This window comes from Cytobacillus sp. (genome assembly GCF_964223445.1).
Lineage (GTDB): Bacteria > Bacillota > Bacilli > Bacillales > Cytobacillaceae > Cytobacillus.
This window is the reverse complement of record NZ_CAXQGS010000003.1, coordinates 49,028-69,721: the sequence shown is the minus strand read 5'-3', so window position 1 is coordinate 69,721 and position 20,694 is coordinate 49,028. Positions and strand designations below refer to the sequence as shown.

Sequence of the window (20,694 nt, the reverse complement as noted above, 5' to 3'; positions counted from 1 at the left end):
CCTACCTTCGGAGCCATACTGGGGAAGTACTCAAGTGGCTGAAGAGGCGCCCCTGCTAAGGGTGTAGGTCGGTAACACCGGCGCGAGGGTTCAAATCCCTCCTTCTCCGCCAGTAAGGCCCCTTGGTCAAGCGGTTAAGACACCGCCCTTTCACGGCGGTAACACGGGTTCGAATCCCGTAGGGGTCATACAAAAAAGCTGTCAACAATTTGTTGGCAGCTTTTTTGCTGTCTTTTCTGTTCTGTTCCAGCATACCTTCAGTTAGTTACATCTCTGTTTTTTAATCAAACTTCTCTTCTTCCTTGCTTAATTTATTGCCTGGATTATTCAAATCGATTTCGGAAGATATCCCCGTATAGGGGCCTCTAAACATATCACCAGTGGCCATAATCTTTCCATCCGGTGCTTCAAATAACGGAACTCTTACTTCATTTTTTGATGCCTCATTCAATAATAATTCCTCTTCTTTATTACTCAAAATATTATTCTCCTTTCATTTTTTGCTTGCATACTTTGTCTTATTTTGTCTGAGTTTACCGGAGATTATGTCGAAGGCTGTTAAATTGGGCAGAATGTTATCGGATTATAGCGGGTTTTAGACATTGTTGTCATAAAATTAAAAAAACTTTTACAAGGATTTTTCTCATGTTCCGCGAATATAACAGGAAAGTCAAAAGAAACGAGACTGGGTGGGGAGAAGGATGGTAGTGGATACTTTGTTTCCAACCGATTATCAGCTGCATTTGTTCCATGAAGGGACATATTATGAAAGTCACCAGTTATTTGGTGCACATGTAGTTTCCAATGGCGGAGATGTGTTTACCCGCTTTTGTGTTTGGGCACCGAATGCTGAAGTTATCAGATTAGTCGGTGATTTTAATGATTGGAATGGAGAAGGCTATACCTTACATAGAGTGAATAATGAAGGTGTCTGGTTTATTCAGCTGGATGGAAACATGGAAGGTGCCTTGTATAAGTATGAAATTGAAACAAAGAAAGGAGATGTTTTATTAAAGGCTGATCCTTATAGCTTTTTTTCAGAAGTAAGGCCCAATACAGCATCTAAAGTATATTCGCTGGACGGGTATCAGTGGAATGACAGCAAATGGATCCAAAAAAAAGAAATGAAGTCTATTTATACGGAGCCTGCAGTCATTTATGAAGTCCATATGGGTTCATGGAAGCAAAAAGAATCTGGAAGTCTGTATACATACAGGGAGCTTGCAGATGAGCTAATTCCTTATGTGGTCGAACATGGGTTTACGCATATAGAATTGCTTCCTCTAATTGAGCATCCGCTCGACGCTTCCTGGGGCTATCAGGGAACAGGCTATTACTCTGTTACAAGCCGTTATGGCAGCCCGCATGATTTTATGTATTTTGTTGATCAGTGCCACCAGCATGGTGTTGGTGTCATTCTGGACTGGGTGCCGGGGCACTTCTGCAAAGATGCCCATGGTCTTTATCAGTTTGATGGTTCGTATTTGTATGAGTATGAAACTGAGGGCGACAGAGAGAACAGAGTATGGGGGACAGCCAATTTTGATCTCGGCAAAAATGAAGTTCAAAGCTTTCTTATTTCCAACGCAGTTTTTTGGATGGAGAAATATCATATTGATGGCTTCCGGGTTGATGCGGTCGCTAATATTATCTATTGGCCTAACCGGGATGGGAAAACAGAAAATCCATTCGGCACCAGTTTTCTGCAGAACTTAAATAAAGTTGTTTCTCAATATGACTCTTCCTTTCTCATGATGGCAGAGGATTCAACAGACTGGCCGCAAGTGACTGCACCAGTCCATTATGGAGGGCTGGGTTTTCATTACAAGTGGAATATGGGCTGGATGAATGACGTTCTTACATATATGGAAACAGCGCCTGAGAGGCGATCTGGTGTTCATGGAAAGATGACATTTTCGCTTTTGTATGCTTTTACAGAAAACTTCATACTGCCTTTTTCACATGATGAAGTTGTTCATGGAAAAAAATCGCTGCTTGATAAAATGCCGGGAGATTACTGGCAAAAATTTGCTCAATTCAGGCTCCTGCTTGGATATATGATTGCCCACCCCGGTAAGAAGCTTCTTTTCATGGGAAGCGAACTTGGGCAGTTTTCGGAATGGAAAGACAAAGAACAGCTTGATTGGCATCTGCTTGATTACGAGATGCATAAAAAAGCAAATGATTATGTGAAAGATTTAATAAAGGTTTATAAACGTTCAAAGGCTCTTTTTGAGCTTGATCATCTTCAGGATGGTTTTGAATGGATTGATTGTCATAATGCAGACCAATCCATCTTTTCTTTTATCAGGAAAGGCTCTAAAGTGGATGATTTTCTTGTGATTGTCTGCAATTTCACACCTGCTTTCTACCTTAATTATCGTATTGGAGTTCCAAAGGCGGGTTCCTATCGGGAAATACTCAACAGTGACAGTGATAGCTTTGGAGGATCAAATTGCACTAACAAGAGGGTCCTTAAGACAGAGCAATTAGAGTTTCATGGCAAGCCGTTCAGTTTGGAAATGTCTATTCCGCCATTTGGCATTTCAATCTTACGCCCTGTAAAACATCGGAAGGAGAGGAAGGGAAATGGGAAAGAAAAAGTGCGTCGCAATGTTATTAGCAGGAGGGAAAGGGAGCAGGCTTAGTTCTCTGACAAAAAGTCTTGCGAAACCTGCAGTTCCCTTTGGAGGGAAATACCGGATTATTGATTTTACATTGAGCAATTGCACCAATTCCGGAATTGATACAGTCGGTGTTCTTACCCAATACCAGCCGCTGGTTCTGAATTCGTATATTGGCATAGGCAGCGCATGGGATCTTGATAGAAAGAACGGAGGTGTGACCGTACTGCCCCCTTACAGTGAATCATCGGAAGTGAAGTGGTATACGGGAACAGCGAGTGCCATTTATCAGAACCTCAATTATTTAAAGCAGTATGATCCTGAATATGTCCTGATTTTATCCGGTGATCATATTTATAAAATGAATTATGAGCTGATGCTGAATTATCATATTGAAAAAGGCGCGGATGCCACTATTTCAGTAATTGAAGTGCCTTGGCCGGAGGCAAGCAGGTTCGGAATCATGAACACCGATGACGAGATGCGGGTTGCAGAATTTGAGGAAAAACCAGCATATCCAAAAAATAATCTGGCCTCCATGGGAATATATATTTTTAATTGGTCTGTTTTAAAGGAATATCTGGAAATGGATGACCGCAATCCGGAATCAAGTCATGACTTTGGAAAGGATATTATCCCACTGATGCTTGATGAAAATAAAAAGCTGTTCGCTTACCCATTCAATGGCTACTGGAAGGATGTCGGTACAGTCAAGAGCCTGTGGGAAGCAAATATGGATTTATTGGATGATGAATGCGAGCTGAATCTTTTCGATCATGATTGGCGGATCTATTCGGTGAATCCGAATCATCCTCCACAGTTTATTTCAACTCAAGCAGAGGTTGCAGAGTCTTTGATAAATGAAGGCTGTACAATTGAAGGGGAAGTTGAAAAGTCAGTGCTATTTCAAGGGGTTCTGGTTGGAAAGAATACTGTGATCCGTGAATCGGTCATCATGCCTGATGCTGTAATTGGTGAAAATGTCTATATAGAAAAGGCTATAGTGCCAAGCGGAATGAACATACCTGATGGCGTTGTGATTAGTGCTTCCGAAGAAGAAGATGAAATTATTCTGATAACACAGGAAATGATACAGGGAATTTGTTCTTAATTCACAGCCTGGATGCCAAAACGGCGCCTGGCCAATAAAACGGGAGGGAATGTCATGAAGAAGAGAATGCTTGGTGTGATAGACGCAACAACCTACCATGAAGAGTTAGAGGAATTGACAGTACACAGGTCGCTCGCAGCTGTTCCGTTTGCAGGCCGCTATAGGCTAATCGATTTTGTTCTCTCCAATATGGTCAACTCGGATATTGAAAGTGTTGCCATATTTCCGAAGTATCAATATCGCTCTTTAATGGATCATCTTGGTTCGGGAAAAAACTGGGACCTAAACAGAAAAAGGGATGGGCTATTCTTTTTCCCATCTCCTTTGCTGGATAGTCCAAGTAAAGGAATTGGATCTTTCAATCACTTTGCAGCTAATTTGGATTATTTTTATCGCAGTAAGCAGGAGTATGCATTGATCTCAAACTGTTTTACCGTTTTTAATATGGACTTCAGGCCTGTTCTTGATAGACATATTATGACGGGGTGTGATATTACAGTTGTTCGGCAGGATGGGCGCTCCCTTGAAATGTACCTTGTAAAAACTTCGCTGCTCATTAGCTTAATAGAAAATAGAAACGAGACTGGATACACATGCATGAGTGATGTCGTTACAGACATCCATCATTCTTACACGATATGCAATTATGAATATGCCGGTTTGGCCGTCATGATTGATTCCATTGAAAATTACTTTGCTGCCAGCATGGGTCTATTGGAACCGGAGGCCTGGAAAAATATTTTTCTGCGAAGTCAGCCGATTTTTACAAAAGTAAAAGATGAACCGCCAACCCGTTATATGAAAGGTGCGAGTGCAAAGAATTCGATGATTGCGAATGGATGCATGATTGAAGGGACGGTTGAGAACAGCATTATATCCCGAGGGGTAAAAATTGGCAAGGGTTCAGTCGTAAAAAACTGCATAATTATGCAAAAAACCCAAATTGGAGAAAACTGTGTTTTAGACTCCGTTATTTTAGATAAAGATGTTAAGGTAGAATCCGGTGCCAGGATTGAGGGAAGACGTGAAATGCCTATGGTTATTCGCAAAGGCACCGTACAAGGAGCGCTGATGAACTCGTGAAAGTATTGTTTGCTGTTTCTGAATGTGTTCCATTTGTTAAATCCGGAGGACTTGCTGACGTAGCTGGTTCTCTCCCGAAAGAGCTTGCAAAGCAGGGGACTGACGTACGGGTTATCCTTCCTAAGTATGGTTCCATATCAGATAATTTAAAAAATAAAATGACTAAAAGGTGCGAGTTTACAGTTCAGGTAGGCTGGAGAAACCAGTATTGCGGAATTGAAGAACTTGAGCATCAGGGAATCCTATTCTATTTTGTTGATAATGAATACTACTTCAACCGTGAAAAATTATACGGTTATTATGATGATGGAGAGAGGTTTGCCTATTTTAACCGGGCCGTGCTGGATGCACTTCAGCATATTGATTACTATCCGGATGTCATTCACAGCCACGATTGGCATACTGGAATGATTCCTTTTCTGCTGAGGGTTGAGTATCGTGCGAAAAAAGGGTATGAGTTCATTCGGACAGTCTTCACCATTCATAATCTTCAGTTTCAGGGAATCATGCCGGGGAGTGCTTTAGGGGATCTATTAGGGCTTGACTATAGCCATTTTCATCCAGATAAGCTTGAATTCTTCGGAAACATCAATTTTATGAAGGGCGGACTTGTCGCTGCTGATAAAATTACAACAGTCAGCCCTACCTATAAAGATGAAATTCAGACGAAATATTACGGAGAGAAGCTGCATGATTTGCTGAAGCGCAGAGCTTATGATCTGGAAGGAATCTTAAATGGGATTGATGATGAATTTTATAATCCTGAGAAGGATCCATTTATAAAAGAGAACTATGCCGTTGAAAAACTTCAGATTAAAAAAGAAAATAAGATGGATCTTCAGAAAAAATTCAGCCTGCCGGTTAAGGAAGAGGTTCCTCTGATAGCCATGGTTACGAGGCTGACAAAACAAAAGGGCCTGGACCTGGTTAAATGTGTGTTCCATGAGCTTATGCAGGATGATATTCAAGTCCTTGTTTTGGGGACTGGGGACCCTGAGTTTGAGCAATTTTTCAGGGAGATGGAAGCGGGCTACCCCGATAAGTGCAAAGCATATATTGGATTTGATGAAGGGCTTGCACATGAGTTCTATGCAGGATCCGATTTATTCTTAATGCCTTCACAATTTGAGCCATGCGGCTTAGGGCAGATGATTGCAATGAGATATGGATCCATTCCCATCGTCAGGGAAACAGGCGGATTAAATGATACTGTTCATTCTTACAATGAAGTCACAGGAGAAGGCAACGGCTTTTCCTTCAGCCATTTTAATGCCCATGATATGCTCTATACTATTAGAAGAGCAATAGGCTTTTACGGTAACAGCAAAATATGGGAGCAAATTATGAAAAATGCAATGGGAATGGATAACAGCTGGGCGCAATCTGCTTTCAAATACAATCAGCTATATGCAGGCCTTGTTTCAAGGAGTGAAAGCCATGTTTTCTGATCGCGATGAGTTCAAGGAGGAATTCTTGAAGAAATTGGAGATGACATGCGGTAAAAGCTTTGGTGAAAGCACAGAAAGAGATCATTACTTCACGCTTGGAAATATGATCAGAGAACATGTGAGCACAGAGTGGATTAATACTAATGAACGCTACCGCATCGACCGTGAAAAGCAGGTATATTACTTATCCATTGAGTTTTTATTGGGGCGCCTGCTTCATCATAATCTGATAAACCTGGGAATTGAGCAGGTTGTCAAGGAAGGTCTGGCTGATCTGGGAATTGAATTGAACCGTCTTGAAGAAATCGAGGCAGATGCAGGGCTTGGAAACGGCGGACTGGGACGTCTGGCAGCTTGCTTTATGGATTCACTGGCATCCTTAAATCTTCCAGGCCATGGATGTGGTATTCGCTATAAGCATGGCCTATTTGAGCAGAAAATTGTGGATGGCTATCAGGTGGAGCTTCCGGAGCAGTGGCTGCGGAACGGCCATGTCTGGGAAGTAAGAAAAGCAGACCTGGCAATTGAAGTTCCTTTTTGGGGAAAAGTCGAAATGAAAGAGGACAATGGCAGGCTTGTGTTCCGGCATGTGAATGCTGAAACAATTTCAGCTGTTCCTTACGATATGCCTGTCGCTGGCTATAAAACAGATACGATTAACACTCTAAGACTCTGGAATGCTGAACCGTCTCCTTATCCTATAAATCATGATATTTTAAAATATAAACGGGAAACCGAATCTGTTTCGGAATTTCTATATCCTGATGATACCCATGATGAGGGAAAGATTCTGAGGCTGAAGCAGCAATACTTTCTTGTCTCGGCCAGTATCCGTTCCATTGTGCGTTCCTATCGAAAGCAGCATAATAGTTTAAGAGATTTCCACGAATATGTGAGCATTCATATTAATGATACACATCCGGTTCTTGCCATTCCTGAACTTATGAGAATCCTGCTGGATGAAGAGGGAATGGGATGGGAGGAAGCCTGGGACATTACGGTCAGGACGATTGCCTATACGAATCATACAACTCTTTCAGAGGCATTGGAGAAATGGCCTGTCCGAATTTTCCAGCCTTTGCTGCCGCGGATTTATATGATAGTGAATGAAATCAATGAGCGCTTTTGCCGCGAACTTTGGGACAGATTCCCGGGTGATTGGAAGCGGATTGAGGATATGGCGATCATCGCACATGACCAGGTTAAGATGGCACACCTTGCCCTTGTCGGCAGCTCGAGCGTAAATGGTGTTGCCGCACTTCATACAGAAATCTTAAAGAAGCGGGAAATGAATCAGTTTTATGAGATTTTTCCTGAGAAATTTAATAATAAAACTAATGGGATCACGCATAGAAGCTGGCTGCTGAAAGCGAATCCACTTTTGTCGGATCTTATTAATGAGGGCATCGGGGCTGGGTGGATTCGGGAACCGGAAAAGCTTCAGGAACTGGCAGATTTTAAGAATGATAGAGTATTCCTTGATCAGCTGCATCAGGTTAAGCAATTGAATAAGGAAAGATTGGCGAAGCGCATCCAGGAGCAGCAGGGTATAATTGTTGATACTTCTTCCATTTTTGACATTCAGGTTAAGCGTCTGCATGCTTATAAGCGCCAGCTGTTAAATATTCTTCATGTTATGCATTTATATAATAGGCTGAAGGAAGATTCCAATTTTCGGATGCATCCGCGGACATTTATTTTCGGGGCAAAAGCTTCGCCAGGCTATTACTATGCAAAGAAGATCATTAAATTAATTAATACCGTTGCTGAAAAGGTGAACAATGACCCGAAGACAAAAGAAGTTCTAAAGGTTATCTTCCTGGAGAATTACCGTGTTTCGCTCGCTGAGGAAATTTTCCCGGCTGCAGATATCAGTGAGCAAATTTCAACGGCAAGCAAGGAAGCTTCCGGCACAGGCAATATGAAATTCATGATGAATGGTGCTTTGACAGTGGGTACGCTGGATGGAGCCAATATTGAGATAAAAGAAAAAGCAGGAGATGACAATATTTTCATCTTTGGCCTAACGGCAGATGAGGTGCTCAGCTTTTACCAAAATGGCGGATATAATTCCAGAGAGTATTATCATCATGATAAGCGAATTCGCCAGGTTGCCGACCAGCTCGTGAATGGATTCTTCCCGGATGCTGATGATGAGTTCGAGCCCATTTTCGATTCCCTGCTGATGGAAAATGACCAATACTTTGTGTTGAGGGATTTTGCTTCCTATGTCAATATCCAGAAAGAAGCTGGGAAAGCATACGAGGATCGGGAACATTGGCTGAAAAAGAGCCTAATGAATATTGCCGGTTCAGGCTATTTTTCAAGCGACCGCACAATCAGTGAATATGCGCGGGAAATCTGGAAAATCAAACCCGCTGGCGTTGAGATGATGAATAAGTAAAAAGGAGAACAGCCCTTCCAGTGAGAAGAGGCTGTTTTTTGTTGAGTGGGAATAACGCCAAAATGAAAGTGCTCAAGAGAAAATGGGAGTTAATCAGTGGGAATAACTCCCCAAATGAAAGTAGTCAAGAGAAAATGGGAGTTAATCAGTATGAATAACGCCCAAAATGAAGGTGCTCAAGAGAAAATGGGAGTTAATCAGTATGAATAATGCCCAAAATGAAAATGCTCAAGAGAAAATGGGAGTTAATCAATGTGAATAACGCCCAAAATGATAGTACTCAAGAGATACTGGGAGTTAATCACGAGGATTAACTCCCAAACTGTAGATGCCTAAGAGAAAACAGCAGTTAATCACAAAAAGGCGGTTTCCAATAGAGTCTATAATCATTATTCCGTTTCATGGAGGCAGGAGATCTACCCTTTAGTGCGCCTAACCGGCATCGTGCAGCAGCGGAAGGCACCTCCTGATTTAATAATTTCAGTAATGTCTACCTCAATAACTTCATAGCCCCTGGACCTGAGCTCTTTATTGACATTCTTATTAATGGGAAGGCTGAAGATTTTTTTATTGCCAATAGAGAGGACATTGGTTCCGAGTGTGAATTGCTCCTCTTCCGATACTTTTATTAAATCATAGCGTGATTCCAGCATTTTGACTTTTTCCCCGTGGATTTCTCCTGGAAAGATAAGAGCTTCCTCCGGTGAAATAATATTGAATACACAATCAAGATGCAGATATGTATCAGTAAAAGGGATGGATACGACATCATAATCTGGCATAAGGCTGCGAAGATGCTCGATCGCATCTTCGTGGGTACGGCTGCTTACCCCGGCATATATGGTTTGGCCATCGATCAGGACGTCTCCTCCCTCTATGCGGTCTCCCGTAAGATTGTAAAAAGGAACCTGGTTTGCTTCCAGCCATTGTTTCAGGACATTTTCTTCTCCTTGCCGAATATCTGCCGCCATTTCTGCAACATAAACCTTTTCTCCAAGTGTAAATCCGATATCACGGGTAAAAACCTGCTCCGGATATTTTTCAAGCGAGGGCAGCAAAACCACATTGATTCCCTGTTCCTTTAATGCACTGACAAAATGTCTGTGCTGCTTCATGGCTGTGTCTATATTAATACCTTCTTTTTCATAATGCTTTTGTGTTTCATTTATTGTATCTACAATCGTCATGTACTTCGGTTCACATAACACTACTTGTTCAAGTTTGTCATATTCGGAAAAGCATGCAGCTTTTTGTTGTCCGGACATAATGATCCTCCCAGCGATATATTCTTAAGATAATATTGCCTATGAGAAGCGGTTTTACTCCGTAAAGAGCAACTATTAACAAAAATTGCCACTATAAAAAAGGTTTAAAAACCCTGATAATGAAATCATTAGATATAAAGGGGGTAGCTGTTAAATGTACCAAATCGAGAGAGGATCAATGGAAGAAGTTTTGCTGCATCTTCAAAATATTGGACTGCAACTTAATGAATTCGAGAAAACAAATGATTCTATTCCGGTGAAAAACTATAAAGAACTGCTGGAATTCAGCATCTCCATTGCCCGCCGCACAAACGATGTTTCTGATACGATTGATGAGATTATCCAGGATATCGAATCCAAACTATAAACATATATAAGGGTATCTTATTTTGCCATTTGACATAAAAAAGCGATGCAGCTGCATCGCTTTTACTTTAATCCTTATCTTCATCCACATAGCCGTCAGTTTCATGATACGGCACATCACCATAAGGTGCTTCGATATCATTCTCATCCAGCATGGCTTCATACTCTTCCTGTTTCTTGGAAGGATAGACTTTTCTCTCCTTGCCTTCAAGGTCATTTCCGATAAACGTCTCATAATCTTCAGTAAACCCTTCGTCATCATGTCCTTCATTATAAAGGGAGTTATAATCTTCATAGTCGCCTCTTAAGTCAGAGGGTGTCTCAGAAGTTCCAAAACGGGCAACTTCCTGGAAGCTGTCTTCATTATCTACGACTTCTCTGAATTGATGATGCTGAAAGGTATTCCCATGCGCAGGTTCAAGCACATCTTCTTCGACAGGACGGTCTCCGGGCACGTTTTGCTCTGGACTATGCTCCTTGCAGTATAGGGTTGCTGGAATCACTTCAAGCCGCTCATATGGAATTTCGGAACCGCACTCTTTGCATTTGCCGTATGAACCATCTTCAATTGCCTGCAGCGCTGCATTTACTTTATTCAGTTCAGAGTCATGATGTTCTTCTAAAGCAAAATCCTTTTCGCGCTCATAAAGTTCAGATCCCATATCGGCTGGATGGTTGTCATAAAGGGATAGCTCTCCTACTGTGTCTCTGGCGCTTGCACCTTCCAGACTTCCTTCTTTATTGCCCTGAAGCTGGGATTCCAGTGATTTTTTTTCATCATTCAATTCTTTTTTTAAATGGCTGATTTGTTCATTGTTCAACATATTATGCACATCCTTGGATTTAATAAATTTTATAAAAGGCCTGCTGATGCCAGAGTCACAAAATAAAGCCAAGCTCTGCCGCTCTTGCTCTGCCGGGTATTAAAAATCTTAGTCCATATGGGTTTAGTATGGACGTAGTTGGCAAAATCATAACGGAAGAAAAAATTTTAGGGTCAAGCATCTTCCATAAATAAAAAATACCCGTTAAAAATGGAATGAAACCAAAAGGGTGCTTTCTGCTGTTTTTTTCAAACAAAAAACCCCTGCTATAAAAGCAGAGGTTTTTTTAAAATCATAAAAGATACCCGATAAAAAGGCCTACTGATAAAAGAAAGCCAAAGATTGTATTTGTCTGGGCAGTGGCTTTCATCGCAGGCATCATTTGCATAGGCAGTGTTTTGCCGATGAAGCCTTTCGTTGCTTTTATTGCCTTAGGCGCACTAAGAACAACGATAGCAAGCCATGGAGTTATGATGTTCATGGCAATTAATATGAAAACCCATGCATACGACACGATGAACATTGCGGCAAGCAGCTTGATTGCCCCATTTTTCCCTAAAAGAATGGCCAGTGTTTTGCGGCCGAATTCCTTGTCGCCGTCCAGGTCTCTGATATTATTGGCCAGCAGAATGGCGCCAACAAGTATCAAAATAGGGAAGGATACTAAAACACTTGTTGCTGTTACGGTTCCTGCCTGAATGTAAAAAGAAATTAAGATGATCAGCATGCCCATGAAAAAACCTGCAAATAATTCTCCAAATGGTGTGTATGCTATCGGCAGCGGACCGCCAGTATATAAATATCCTACTGCCATGGAGGCCAGTCCAATTGCTGCAATCCACCAGCTTGTGTTCATGCAGATGTAGAATCCAAGCAATATCGAAATCCCATACAGGCCAAAAGCCAGGTTCAGAACCGTTTTTGGTTTGATTCCTTCCCGGACAATAGCTCCTCCAATTCCGACAGAGTCTTCCGTATCAAGCCCTCTTTTGAAGTCGTAGTATTCGTTAAACATATTAGTGGCAGCCTGAATCAGCAGACTTGCTGCCAGCATAGCCAAAAACAGGCCAAATTTTATTTCAGTTAGTTCCATTGCAAGAGCTGTTCCAAGCAGAACCGGCACAAAGGCAGCAGTAAGAGTATGTGGCCTGGTCAGCTGCCACCAGACCCTCCAGTTCTTTGAGTTGGAAGCAGGCGGAAAATTGGTCTGTGCTTGTGGTTGCATGATAACTCTCCCCTTATTTATCTATTCTGTAATGATATCATTAATTGCATCATTCAAACTTGTTTATTTTAACCGATGACCAGGGTATTGTCAAAGTAAACCGTTATACGGCTATATATCAAACACCTTAAGTTTAGGTAAATAATGCAAGAGTGTCAACGTATTATTGCCGTAAAAAGAACCGGAATTTTCCATAGTTAAGGGAACTTTAATGCAGCACGTTCCGGTATTAACAGTGCTATTTGCTGAATTGAGTTCAATTCATATTATAGATGCCTAAAGTAAGCTATAATATAATAAGGATGCAAAAAGGGATGGTCTGATTGACATCATTGACATTCTCTGAATTACAGGTGTATCTTAGAATAAGTTTAAAGTAGGATAACAGCAATCTAAGCTGTTATTGGAGGGATTTTTTTGGTTACGATACAAGATACGGAACTAAAAGAAGGGATCCAAGAGGCGATCGAGAGGGCAAAAGCTTTGTCAAAGCCTGTTTTAGTGAGCGAAGTTCAAAAAATAAATCATATAGACCCCCTTTCTTTTTATGCGGCAGGAAAGAGCCGTTTTTTTGGTGAACGCTTTTTCTGGAAGGATCCTTCTGGTGAAACTTATATAATCGGGCTCGGGATTTGCAGGCAAATCCAGTCAGATCAAAGTATAGGAAGATTTAAACGTGTTGAAAAGGAATGGAAGCGTTTTATTAATAACAGCATTATTTTTAACCCTTATGATAAAAATGCTACAGGGCCCGTGATGTTTGGCGGCTTTTCTTTCGATCCGCTAAAGAAGAAAACAAAGCTTTGGTCGAAATATTCCGATTCCCTTTTTCATGTGCCGACTTATATGTACAGTGAAATGAATGGACAGGCCTATCTGACAACAAATGTTGTCTGCACTCAGCATGATGGTGATTCTCTTTTTGAAAAGATAGTGGCCGAACGAGGCATGATAATGGCTTCAATCAAAGATTATCATCCTGAGAGTGTAAATACTCTTCAGGAGGAAGAGGATATAAATCCGGAAAAATGGATGGAGACAGTAGATGCGGTTGTGGATGAACTTAAATCCGGATCTTTAAAAAAGGTTGTGCTTGCCCGGGAATCAAGGCTCATTTATGATAAGCCAATTGAGATTGAAAGAGTTCTCTTGAATCTGATGGAAATGCAGAGAGAAAGCTTTGTCTTTGCTTTTGAATCGAACGGTGACTGCTTTATTGGAGCCTCCCCAGAACGGCTTATAAAGAAATATGGAGAAAATGTTTTCACAACTTGTCTGGCAGGTTCCATCCCAAGAGGCAAAACAGCAGAGGATGATCATATCCTGGGCGATGCTTTATTGCATGATCAGAAAAATTTAAAAGAACATCAATATGTGGTTGATATGATTAAGGAAGCAATGGGGGAATCCTGCTCAGAAGTTGAATTGCCTGAAGAGCCGCAGCTGATGAAGATGAGAGATATTCAGCACTTGTATACCCCTGTAATAGGAAAAACCAAGGGAGATGCTTCCCTTCTTGCATTAGTTGACCGTCTGCATCCGACTCCTGCTCTTGGAGGTCTTCCTAAAAGAGAAGCAGTGGAAAAAATAAGAGAAGTAGAAGAACTGGATCGGGGCTTTTATGCTGCTCCATTAGGATGGATGGACTTCAGGGGAAATGGCGAATATGCTGTTGCAATCAGATCTGGTCTTATTCAGGGAAATGAAGCATCCTTGTTTGCAGGCTGCGGAGTGGTGCAGGATTCAAATGCCGAAAGCGAGTATCAGGAAACAAAAATTAAATTCCGGCCAATGCTTACGGCTCTTGGGGGTTATGAAAAGTGAATCATCAGGAAGCTTTAACTTCATATATAGCCGCATTTGTGGCTGAATTAGTAAAAAGCGGGGTAGAGGATGTCGTGGTCAGTCCCGGCTCCCGTTCTACCCCAATGGCTATGGTAATGGCAGAGCATCCGGAGCTTCGTGTACATATCCATGTGGACGAGCGCTCGGCTGCCTTTTTTGCGTTGGGGATTGCTAAGGCATCCCAAAGACCGGCAGCTTTGCTGTGTACATCTGGAACGGCTGCAGCCAATTACTATCCTGCCATTGTGGAAGCCCGGTATTCCAGAGTGCCGCTGATCGTGCTTACTGCGGACCGGCCTCATGAACTAAGGGATGTTGGTGCTCCACAGGCGATCGATCAGATCCATTTGTATGGAAAAAATGTAAAGTGGTTTGTTGAGATGGCTCCTCCAGAGAATACGGCTGAAATGCTTCGTTATGCCCGCACAGTATGCGCAAGAGCAGCTTCTGCTGCCCAGAGCTCACCAGCAGGTCCTGTTCATCTTAATTTTCCTTTCCGTGAGCCTTTAGTGCCGCAGCTTGACCGCAATGATCTATTTGAGCTGAGTGACCGCACCGAAGGTTATGTGAATATTCATAGCGGCCAGTTTGGTTTACCTAATGAAGAGTACAAGGAAATGGCACAGTTGTTAAACTCGGCACAAAAAGGGATTATTGTCTGCGGTCCTTTGGAGAAAGCTGACTTCCCTGCAGCCGTGATTAAGCTGGCGGAAATGCTGAACTATCCAATCATTGCTGATCCATTATCCCAGCTAAGAAGCGGGCTTCACGAAGGAAGCTTCATTATTGATGCATATGATAGCTTTTTGAAAAATGAGGATGCAAAAAAGGCGCTCAAGCCGGATGTCATTATACGGTTCGGTGCTATGCCTGTATCGAAGCCGTTGACCATTTTTATGAAAGAAAACAGCACTGCCCGCCAGATTATTGTTGATGGAGGCGGCGGTTGGCGGGATCCTTCACTGCTTTCGACCGAAATGATTCATTGTGATGAGCTTCTATTCTGCGAGTCTGTCACGTCATATTTAAACACTTCAGAGAATGATGAATTCATTGCTTTATGGAAAAAAATCAATGATCTAACCAGATCAAGGCTTGCGGATATTAATGAAGTGGATGAATTGAGCGAGGGTAAATTATTTTTCCAGCTTGCGGAATTGCTGCCGGAAGGCTCTGCTCTATTTGTAGGAAATAGTATGCCTATACGGGATCTGGATACATTCTTCCATTATAATCAAAAGGGCATTAGAGTAATGGCCAACAGGGGAGCAAATGGCATTGATGGCACCGTTTCAACTGCTCTTGGTGCTGGAATGGCATCACAGCCGCTGTATTTAGTGCTTGGCGATTTAACCTTTTTCCATGACTTAAATGGCTTAATTGCCTCTAAACAGTATGGAATAGATATCAATATACTGCTGATTAATAATAATGGAGGCGGAATTTTTTCATTCCTGCCGCAGGCAAATCACCCCAGAAATTTTGAAAAACTGTTTGGAACACCTCTTGATCTGGATTTCAGCCATGCCATTAAGATGTTTGGCGGTCAATATGACTTAATCTTAGATTGGGAACATTTTATTTCCGCCTTCCAGCAGAACATGGACAGATCAGGCATAAAGGTAATGGAGATTACGACAAATCGGGACAGAAATTTAACCGAGCATCGAGAATTGTGGGAATCTGTTTCCCGGGAAATAAGTCGATTGCTGGAAGGGTGAATGCCGATGAAATATGTCATTAATGGAGTTCAATATCATGTCGATACATGGGGAACGGGATTTCCGCTTCTGCTTCTTCATGGCTTCACAGGAAATAGTGAAGGTTGGAAAGAATTCGCTCCCTTCTGGAAGGATCATTCGAAAACAATAGCTTTGGACATCATCGGACATGGGAAATCTGGATCACCACCTGATATTGGCCATTATCAAATAGAAGAGTCGGCCGCAGTGATTAACAGTCTATTAGAAAAGATGGAAATCGGGAAGATCGATGTTCTTGGATATTCTATGGGAGGGCGCCTTGCGCTAACTTTTGCGGTTAAATACCCTGAAAAGGTCCGCACTCTGATTTTGGAAAGTGCTTCTCCTGGGCTTAGGACGGAAAAGGAGCGGCACGAAAGAAGAATTCAGGATAAAAAATTGTCTAAAAGAATCCGGCAGGAAGGCATTAAGAATTTTATTGACTATTGGGAGAACATCCCTTTATTTCAAAGCCAAAAAAGTCTTCCAGAAAAAATCCGAGCCAGAATAAGAAGCCAGCGTTTGGCCAATTCTATTGATGGTCTGGCAAACAGCCTGAATGGCATGGGCACTGGTGCTCAGCCATCCTGGTGGGACGGGCTTGCTCATCTCGAAATGCCTGTACTTCTGATTACTGGAGAACTGGATCAAAAATTCTGCAGAATTGCGGAAGAAATGTCAAAAATTTTGCCAAATGTTCATTGGAAGACCGCTGAAGGTGCAGGACATGCAATTCATGTGGAGAAACCTGAATTATTTGGTACAATAGTAAGTGGGTTTTTGTCGCATACAGGGGAGATTAATACAAATAGCAGCAAAGATTGAGGAATAATATCATTTGCTGCAGAAAAAGCCGGTGCGGCAATTAACGCTTTCTAATACATATTAAGGAGGATTCATGTATGTCAGCTGTTGAATGGGTTGCAGGAAAACAGTACGAAGAAATCATTTATGAAACATACAATGGAATTGCGAAAATTACGATTAACAGACCGCAAGTCCATAATGCCTTTACTCCAAGAACGGTAATGGAATTAATTGATGCATTTGCGTACGCACGCGATGATGAAAATGTAGGTGTAATTGTCCTAACGGGTGCCGGAGACAAAGCATTTTGTTCAGGCGGAGACCAATCTGTCAGAGGACATGGCGGATATGTAGGCGACGACCAGATCCCCCGTTTAAATGTACTGGATTTGCAGCGCCTGATCCGTGTTATTCCTAAGCCGGTTATTGCAATGGTAAAAGGCTATGCGATTGGCGGAGGACATGTCCTTCATATCGTATGTGACTTAACGATTGCAGCAGATAACGCTGTATTCGGACAAACAGGACCTAAAGTAGGAAGCTTCGATGCAGGTTATGGTTCAGGATATCTTGCCAGAATCGTGGGCCATAAGAAAGCACGCGAAATTTGGTATCTGTGCCGCCAGTACGGGGCTCAGGAAGCTTTAGATATGGGGCTTGTTAATACAGTGGTGCCGCTTGAGAAAGTGGAAGAAGAAACAATTAAGTGGTGTGAAGAAATACTTGAGAAGAGCCCGACGGCTATCCGCTTCTTGAAGGCTGCCTTCAATGCCGATACTGATGGGCTTGCAGGAATCCAGCAATTCGCCGGAGATGCAACACTTCTATACTATACAACGGATGAAGCGAAAGAAGGCCGTGACGCATTTAAAGAAAAACGCAAGCCTGACTTCGGCCAATTCCCGCGTTTCCCTTGATTGAATATGAATTTTTTCAGCTTGATGGCTTGCCATCAGGCTGTTTTTATATGAAGAATCGCATGAAATGAGGAGTTTATGATGGAAGCGCAATTAGTGCCGAATTTTCTTCAAAAGCGGACTTTTTTAACCCCCGATCGCCCTGCCCTTTCCTTTTTGGGGAAAACCTATACATTTTCGGAAGTATATGAGCGTGCATACACGATAGCGGGACAGTTGCAGGCTGCTGGATGCATGAGAGGACAATTTGCAGGTGTCCTTCTCCGAAATCATGAAGACACTGTTTTTATTCTTTTGGCCCTGCAGCTACTCGATGTAAAGGCCGTCATATTAAATAACAGGCTGACTGCGGAGGAATTGATTTGGCAAATGAATGATTCGAAGTCCGCTTTCCTCTTAACTGAGAATACATTTAGTGAAGTAAGCCAAAGAGTTGTAAACTCTTTAGGAGAAATTTCGGCAATCTATAAAGAAGAGCTATTCAGGAAAGTTCCCCATGAGCCGTTATTAGTAGAAGAGATAAGTCTTGATGAGGTTTGTACGGTCATGTATACATCCGGTACAACCGGCAATCCGAAAGGTGTACTGCAAACCTATGGAAATCATTGGTGGAGTGCAGTGGGGTCTGCATTGAATTTAGGGTTGAATGAAAACGACAGCTGGCTGTGTGCTGTCCCGATTTTTCATATTAGCGGCTATTCCATTTTAATGCGCAGCATTATCTATGGCATGAAAATGGTTCTTTTTGAATCTTTCTATGAAGAGAAGGCTATTGAGGCCATTTCCATCGAGAAAGTGACCATCATGTCTGTTGTAAGTACAATGCTGACCAGGATAGCAGATGCACTTAAAGGTGAAAAGCTGCCGGAGTATTTCAGATGTATGTTATTAGGAGGAGGGCCCGCAGCGAAATCCCTTCTGGAAGATTGCAGGGATAAGGGAATCCCTGTTTACCAGACTTACGGAATGACAGAAACTTCGTCCCAGATTGTTACACTGGCTCCGGAATACAGTCTCAGCAAATTGGGTTCCGCCGGTAAGCCTTTATTTCCTTCCCAGCTGAAAGTTGCTGCTCCAAATGGGAAGCATGCTGACCCCGGGGAAGCGGGAGAAATTCTTGTAAAAGGTCCAAATGTGACAAAAGGGTATTTAAACCGAAAAGAGGAAACAGCCGAAAGACTAAAGGGTGGCTGGCTTTCAACTGGAGATATTGGATATGTGGATAAAGAAGGATTTTTATTTGTGCTTGATCGGCGGTCCGATTTAATTATTTCAGGCGGAGAAAATATCTATCCGGCTGAAGTCGAGGGTGTTCTTATTTCTCACTCCCAAATATCGGATGCAGGGGTCATTGGCATGAAGGACGATGTTTGGGGTGAAGTGCCTGTCGCCTTTATTGCTGGAGACGAGAATCTGGATGAAAAAGAAGTGATGAAGTACTGCTTTGAGAAGCTGGCGAAGTATAAAGCACCTAAAAAACTAATCATCATTAATGAAATCCCGAGGAACGCTTCAAAAAAGATTTTAAGAAGAAAACTTCGGGAACTGCTTGAGGAAAGCGGGAATTAGCATGGATATAAAGACAATTACTTTATATAAAATCACGATGCCTTTGAAAACTCCTTTTTACACGCATTTAGGGACAGTGAAGGATAGAGACGGAATTATTGTTGAGGTAATCGATCAAGAAGGACGAAAAGGCTACGGGGAAGGAGTCGCTTTTTCTTCACCCTGGTATACGGAGGAAACGGTTGAAACGAGCTATCATATGCTAAAAGAATTCCTTATCCCAATAATGCGTAATGCGAATATAAAGCATCCTTCAGAAGCAGGCCGGGTTTTTGACGTCTTCAGAAGGAATCAAATGGCGAAAGCAGCACTTGAGACGGCTTTATGGGACTTGGCAGCCAAAAAAGAAGATATTTCTCTATCAAAATATATAGGCGGCCAGCGGGAATTGATTCCATCCGGCGTGGTTGTTGGCGCTAAAACAAAGGAAGAAGTAAGAAGGCAAATTGAATACTATCTGGAAAGCGGCTATCAAAGGGTCAAAATAAAGATCAGCCCCGCGAACGATTATGAATTTATTTCAGAGATCCGCCGCTTTTATCCCGATTTGCCAATCATGGCAGATGCTAATTCAGCTTACTCATTGAACGACATTGAACATTTAAAAAGGCTTGATGAATTCGGGCTGCTGATGATTGAACAGCCGCTGGAATATGATGATATTGTTGATCATGCAAAGCTTCAGAAAGAACTGAAGACTCCAATTTGCCTGGATGAGAGTATTGTCACCTTTAATGATGCCAGGAGAGCTGTCGAGCTGGGAAGCTGTAAAGTCATCAATATTAAGATTGGCCGGGTTGGAGGTCTGGGGACAGCAAAGAAGATTCATGATTATTGCCTGGATAAAGGGATCCAGGTCTGGTGTGGAGGCATGCTGGAATTCGGTATCTCCCGTGCACATAATATTGCTCTTGCCTCTATGGAGGGTTTTTCAATTCCAGGTGATATTTCAGCGTCGGGGAGGTATTGGGAAGAAGACATCATTCTGCCCGAAGTCACCGTTGAAAACGGGATGATAAAAGTTCCTGATAAGCCGGGAATCGGTTATGAGATTAATGAAAAAAGGCTGAACGAAGTTTGCACCTCAAAAGAAAGCATTGCTTTATAAGTAAAAAACCGCATTTCTCTATTTGTCAGAATTGCGGTTTTCATATTATTGCAAAAAAAATAAGGCGCATGATCAGCGCCTTTTATTATAAATTATTGTGTAATTTCGTCTTGAATAAATGAATCCTCTTTAATGGCAAAGGAGCTTAATCCGGCAGCAGCAGCAAAAGCAGCTCCAAGCAAAATAATGGTTGATAACATTTGTATCACTCCTAAAAGTTGTTGTTACTCTATACATTCCCGGTAAAAATCTTAATAAACTTGTTTATATAAAAAACACAAAAGCGATACATAAAATGCACCGCTTTTGCAGCCTTATTCAATGAAATGCAAAACCGCCAAACGACAACACCCTTT

General features: G+C 42.1%; 16 protein-coding genes and 2 tRNA genes. 14 read left to right on the top strand and 4 right to left on the bottom strand.

What is annotated here, in order from left to right; genetic code table 11:
* The first annotated feature begins 20 nt into the window (after positions 1-20).
* Positions 21-112 (top strand) — tRNA-Ser (locus tag ACEQ1T_RS00425).
* Between the two features lie 4 nt (positions 113-116).
* Positions 117-188: transfer RNA gene (locus ACEQ1T_RS00420), tRNA-Glu, on the top strand.
* A gap of 92 nt (positions 189-280) precedes the next feature.
* On the opposite strand, the gene ACEQ1T_RS00415 is transcribed toward ACEQ1T_RS00420, so the two are convergent.
* Positions 281-478: a hypothetical protein gene (locus tag ACEQ1T_RS00415; protein WP_370221402.1), complete on the bottom strand. Its 198-nt coding sequence runs from the start codon at positions 476-478 to the stop codon at positions 281-283.
* A 223-nt stretch (positions 479-701) separates the two neighbouring features.
* On the opposite strand from ACEQ1T_RS00415, the gene glgB reads away from it, so the two are divergent.
* From glgB to ACEQ1T_RS00390, 5 genes are read left to right on the top strand one after another with little or no spacing between them, the layout of a single operon-like run.
* Positions 702-2,648 carry a 1,4-alpha-glucan branching enzyme gene (glgB, locus tag ACEQ1T_RS00410; RefSeq protein WP_206839264.1) on the top strand — a complete coding sequence of 649 codons (1,947 nt, stop codon included), beginning with the start codon at positions 702-704 and terminating at the stop codon, positions 2,646-2,648.
* Positions 2,590-3,735, top strand: a complete 1,146-nt coding sequence (locus ACEQ1T_RS00405; RefSeq protein ID WP_206839262.1) for a glucose-1-phosphate adenylyltransferase — start codon at positions 2,590-2,592, stop codon at positions 3,733-3,735. Before glgB ends, ACEQ1T_RS00405 begins: the two co-directional genes overlap by 59 nt.
* 54 nt (positions 3,736-3,789) lie before the next feature.
* Complete coding sequence (locus ACEQ1T_RS00400; RefSeq protein ID WP_206839260.1) at positions 3,790-4,818, top strand: sugar phosphate nucleotidyltransferase; 1,029 nt, start codon at positions 3,790-3,792, stop codon at positions 4,816-4,818.
* Positions 4,815-6,266 carry a glycogen synthase GlgA gene (gene glgA / locus ACEQ1T_RS00395; RefSeq protein WP_370221400.1) on the top strand — a complete coding sequence of 484 codons (1,452 nt, stop codon included), beginning with the start codon at positions 4,815-4,817 and terminating at the stop codon, positions 6,264-6,266. Before ACEQ1T_RS00400 ends, glgA begins: the two co-directional genes overlap by 4 nt.
* Positions 6,256-8,670, top strand: coding sequence for a glycogen/starch/alpha-glucan phosphorylase (locus ACEQ1T_RS00390; RefSeq protein ID WP_370221399.1), 2,415 nt, complete (start codon positions 6,256-6,258; stop codon positions 8,668-8,670). The genes glgA and ACEQ1T_RS00390 overlap by 11 nt, the downstream gene beginning before the upstream one ends.
* Before the next feature lie 416 nt (positions 8,671-9,086).
* Here ACEQ1T_RS00390 and ACEQ1T_RS00385 read toward each other — a convergent pair whose 3' ends face one another.
* Positions 9,087-9,935, bottom strand: a complete 849-nt coding sequence (locus tag ACEQ1T_RS00385; RefSeq protein WP_206839254.1) for a dimethylarginine dimethylaminohydrolase family protein — start codon at positions 9,933-9,935, stop codon at positions 9,087-9,089.
* 154 nt (positions 9,936-10,089) lie between these two features.
* On the opposite strand from ACEQ1T_RS00385, the gene ACEQ1T_RS00380 reads away from it, so the two are divergent.
* Positions 10,090-10,302, top strand: coding sequence for a hypothetical protein (locus ACEQ1T_RS00380; protein WP_035330432.1), 213 nt, complete (start codon positions 10,090-10,092; stop codon positions 10,300-10,302).
* A 67-nt stretch (positions 10,303-10,369) separates the two neighbouring features.
* Here ACEQ1T_RS00380 and ACEQ1T_RS00375 read toward each other — a convergent pair whose 3' ends face one another.
* Positions 10,370-11,125 (bottom strand): TraR/DksA C4-type zinc finger protein, encoded by a 756-nt coding sequence (locus tag ACEQ1T_RS00375; RefSeq protein ID WP_206839253.1) that lies wholly within the window; start codon positions 11,123-11,125, stop codon positions 10,370-10,372.
* A 292-nt stretch (positions 11,126-11,417) separates the two neighbouring features.
* On the bottom strand, positions 11,418-12,350 hold the full coding sequence (locus ACEQ1T_RS00370) for a 1,4-dihydroxy-2-naphthoate polyprenyltransferase (RefSeq protein ID WP_206839252.1): 933 nt from the start codon (positions 12,348-12,350) through the stop codon (positions 11,418-11,420).
* Between the two features lie 417 nt (positions 12,351-12,767).
* Here ACEQ1T_RS00370 and ACEQ1T_RS00365 point away from each other — a divergent pair, with 417 nt between their 5' ends.
* The 6 genes from ACEQ1T_RS00365 (at position 12,768) to menC (ending at position 20,338) form a co-directional block, all read left to right on the top strand.
* Positions 12,768-14,174: an isochorismate synthase MenF gene (locus tag ACEQ1T_RS00365; protein WP_370221398.1), complete on the top strand. Its 1,407-nt coding sequence runs from the start codon at positions 12,768-12,770 to the stop codon at positions 14,172-14,174.
* Positions 14,171-15,916, top strand: a complete 1,746-nt coding sequence (gene menD / locus ACEQ1T_RS00360) for a 2-succinyl-5-enolpyruvyl-6-hydroxy-3-cyclohexene-1-carboxylic-acid synthase (protein ID WP_370221397.1) — start codon at positions 14,171-14,173, stop codon at positions 15,914-15,916. Before ACEQ1T_RS00365 ends, menD begins: the two co-directional genes overlap by 4 nt.
* Before the next feature lie 6 nt (positions 15,917-15,922).
* On the top strand, positions 15,923-16,762 hold the full coding sequence (gene menH / locus ACEQ1T_RS00355) for a 2-succinyl-6-hydroxy-2,4-cyclohexadiene-1-carboxylate synthase (RefSeq protein ID WP_206839249.1): 840 nt from the start codon (positions 15,923-15,925) through the stop codon (positions 16,760-16,762).
* Positions 16,763-16,839: 77 nt separating this feature from the next.
* Positions 16,840-17,661 (top strand): 1,4-dihydroxy-2-naphthoyl-CoA synthase, encoded by an 822-nt coding sequence (gene menB / locus ACEQ1T_RS00350; RefSeq protein ID WP_206839248.1) that lies wholly within the window; start codon positions 16,840-16,842, stop codon positions 17,659-17,661.
* Between the two features lie 81 nt (positions 17,662-17,742).
* Positions 17,743-19,230, top strand: coding sequence for an o-succinylbenzoate--CoA ligase (locus ACEQ1T_RS00345; RefSeq protein WP_370221403.1), 1,488 nt, complete (start codon positions 17,743-17,745; stop codon positions 19,228-19,230).
* Between the two features lies 1 nt (position 19,231).
* Complete coding sequence (gene menC / locus ACEQ1T_RS00340; RefSeq protein ID WP_370221396.1) at positions 19,232-20,338, top strand: o-succinylbenzoate synthase; 1,107 nt, start codon at positions 19,232-19,234, stop codon at positions 20,336-20,338.
* Positions 20,339-20,694: the final 356 nt, after the last annotated feature.